This window comes from Streptomyces hainanensis (genome assembly GCF_004348415.1).
GTDB classification, from domain to species: Bacteria; Actinomycetota; Actinomycetes; order Streptomycetales; family Streptomycetaceae; genus Streptomyces; species Streptomyces hainanensis.
The window spans coordinates 1-2799 of sequence record NZ_SMKI01000688.1; the positions used below are offsets into that span (position 1 = coordinate 1).

The following is a 2799-nucleotide window of genomic DNA, read 5'->3' on the forward strand; positions in this document are numbered from 1 at the left end:
CCCACGCCCCGTCGGAAAGCGGAAACCCCGAACCCGCCCTCACCGGTCCCGGATCTGCACGTGGTGATGTGCTGTGCGCGATGCACGGTCACCTGTGCGCTGTGTTGAGCTGCTCGGTCACAGGGGAGTCGAACCCCCGCGCTGCTCACCACGCACCAGGAGGAGCCGGATCAACCGCCGGCCCGCGGTCTGTGCACGCCTCCGGGAACGGCTACCCGCTCCGCCTTCGCCCGCTCAGTCCAGCAGGTCGACCTCCCAGTTCGCCCGCTGTATCCGCATGTCGACCTCGCGGATCCGACGCGCCAGTTCGTCGGCCTGTGAGCGCAACTCACCGACCGGCAGCGCGGAGAGCATCTTCAGCTCCGACCGCAACTGGCGGACGGCACCCCGCTGGTCCCGGCCGGCCGCCGCGTCGGCCGCCGAGGTGACCACCGAGTGCCGCAGCCGCAACACGTCCCGCCGCGCGAGCGCGTCGGTGAGGGTGACACCCTCCTCGATGACCGTCACGGCGTTGGTCCTGTTGATCCGTCGGATCAATATCTCGAGCTCCTCCAACGCCTCCCCGGCCTCGGCCAGCAGGCTCACCGCGTCCTCGGCGGGCGCCTCACCCTCCTGGTACCGCGCACTCGCGGCCACCCGCGCCCGCAGCTGCTCCACCCGCCGCGTCGCGTCCGCGCGCAGCGCCAGCGCCTCCGCCAGCTTCACGTCCCCCACCTCCGAGCCGCGCGCATCCCGCCACGGCCGCCGTCTCGCGATCCGACGCTCACACGTTGAAGCGGAATGTTCAGCGTAACGCTCCCACCTGCTAAAACGTGGCTCTGGACAGGGCCATCCAGCACGTTCCCAGCACGGGGATCCGCGCCCCAGCGCCATGACGTCAGTCCCCGTCCCCCCTCCCCTGCGCGGCCTATACGCAAGCTCCTGGGCCTGCCTTTCACCGACGAACGGAGCCCCATGCCGAGGGGGCGCGGGCTGCATGGTCGCCTCATGCCTTTGGTGTGCCCGCCCCAAGATTGGATCCGGACACCATACTCACGGCGCCGCCTTTGAAGAAGAGGTGGGTCGTGATCTGGTTGACCGCAGGCGTGATCTCGGCCGCTCCGCCGACGGACACCCAGCCCCCGCGCCCACTCAGAGCAACACTGGAACCATCTTTCGTAGCTTGAGCCCATGGTGAGAACTGAGCCCAACGCGGCCGACAGGCGCTTGATCCAGCTCACAGCAGCACGCGGACTGGAACTGAGCCCCTACCAGCTAGAGCGGTGGCGAACGGCCGGGCTGATTCCCCGGCCTGGACCGGACACCCTGGTGCAGGTCGGGAGTGCCAAGGTCTACCCGTCGGAGACGGCCGCCCTCGTGGCAGGGCTCCTCGTATGCGCTCCGCTATGCAGGACGAACGAGGACCTGGCTCTGCTGGCGTTCTTCAATGAAATCCCAGTGCCTTCCGGTCCCGTACGCGTTGCCCTGCTCAAGAACTACTTTCCGCAGTACAGCAAGATCCGGAAACGAGAGAACGAGGCGTTGCAGCGGATCCCTGCGGAACATCGCGAGCAGGACAGGCCGTGGTACGACTGGGCAGAAGCCGCAGCTGCCGTGGACATGGAAAACAAGGCGGCTGTCCGGCAGATGTGAGAAAATCTCCGACGCCGCCACGATCTGGCGACGGCATCGCGCGCCGAACTCGATGAACGCGTCCGCGGCGTGCTGATCTGGCTGAACGCGCCGGCTCTGCCCACACATGACAGCGTGTTCATGGCGGACCTGCGCGCCGCCATGGCGTTCGCTGGACCACCCAAGCACTCTCGCGCAGCGTGGCTGCTCGCGGCGCACTGCCACAGCGAGCAGCTCGCAGAGCGCAGCGAGACCTCCGGCCTCGAACGGCTTGAGACCTTTCTTGCAGTGCCAGACGACAACCTGAGGGCCCTGCGGGAGCAGGTGAGAGAGTCTTTGGATGCCATGTGGTACATGGCCTCGGAAGGTCGCAGCCGCCACCTCGAGCCGAGCTCACCCGCGCTGGCTCGGCTGGCAGGCCGCATGCTCGTGGAATGGACCACCGCGCGTCAGGCCCACCATCCCGGCACCCGCCCCGCCCAGTTGCTGGTGGACAGCCTGCGCAACGTGTGGATCCTGTGCTCCACCGATTCTGCAGGAGAAGGTCGCACTGTCTTCCAGCGCCGGACCCGGCCCCGGCAACGGCGCCGTCCAGGAGAATTGACGTAAGTCAGCCGACTTCTCAGTGACCGGCTCTGTAAGCGACCCTACCCCGATGTCAGCCAGAGCCAGCTCTGTGAGGGGCTCGTTGCATGCCCTCATGCCCCTTGACTGCCTGCCGGGGCGCATCGTGACCGCGACCGAAGCCTGGAGCCAAGGGCGATCAGGGGTTCCACCACGACGCGGTCAGCTACGCCTCAGCGGTCCTCCACGATGAAGCACGCCCATTCGTAGAGTTCGTCGAATGTGATGACTTCGACGTCCTGTATAGATCGCCTGTACTGCTCGAAGGCGGTGATCTTCTCCGGTTTTCGTCGCACCGCGGTCGGTGAACTCGCTGAGGCTTCCGATCACCAGCACCTGACGGGGCGGGCGGTGGAGACTTCGATGTCGGTCGGGGCGCCGTCGTCCCGGTAAAGCCTGTGCAGTTCGCCGGCGCCGCACCACCAGCGACACCCGCCGCAGTTACTTCGCCCCGGCCGCCGCCCGCATCCGCCTCGACGGCGTCGAACTCCTCCGCCCCCCCAAGACGCCCCGTATCGGGCCCTGGCCGTCCTCCACCTCTCCGTCACCGGCGCCACCCTGCTC

General features: G+C 67.6%; 3 protein-coding genes. 2 read left to right on the forward strand and 1 reads right to left on the reverse strand.

What is annotated here, in order from left to right; translation table 11 throughout:
* Positions 1 to 234: 234 nt before the first annotated feature.
* Positions 235 to 705, reverse strand: coding sequence for a DIP1984 family protein (locus E1283_RS34720; protein ID WP_165956355.1), 471 nt, complete (start codon positions 703 to 705; stop codon positions 235 to 237).
* Positions 706 to 1170: 465 nt separating this feature from the next.
* On the opposite strand from E1283_RS34720, the gene E1283_RS34725 reads away from it, so the two are divergent.
* Complete coding sequence (locus E1283_RS34725) at positions 1171 to 1632, forward strand: hypothetical protein (RefSeq protein ID WP_132822149.1); 462 nt, start codon at positions 1171 to 1173, stop codon at positions 1630 to 1632.
* 69 nt (positions 1633 to 1701) lie between these two features.
* Complete coding sequence (locus E1283_RS34730) at positions 1702 to 2220, forward strand: hypothetical protein (RefSeq protein WP_132822150.1); 519 nt, start codon at positions 1702 to 1704, stop codon at positions 2218 to 2220.
* The last annotated feature ends 579 nt before the right edge of the window (positions 2221 to 2799 follow it).

What these genes read in the sequence shown, in the direction of transcription:
- E1283_RS34725 (WP_132822149.1), top strand. Translation starts at nt 1,171, where the DNA reads ATGGTGAGAACTGAGCCCAACGCGGCCGACAGGCGCTTGATCCAGCTC.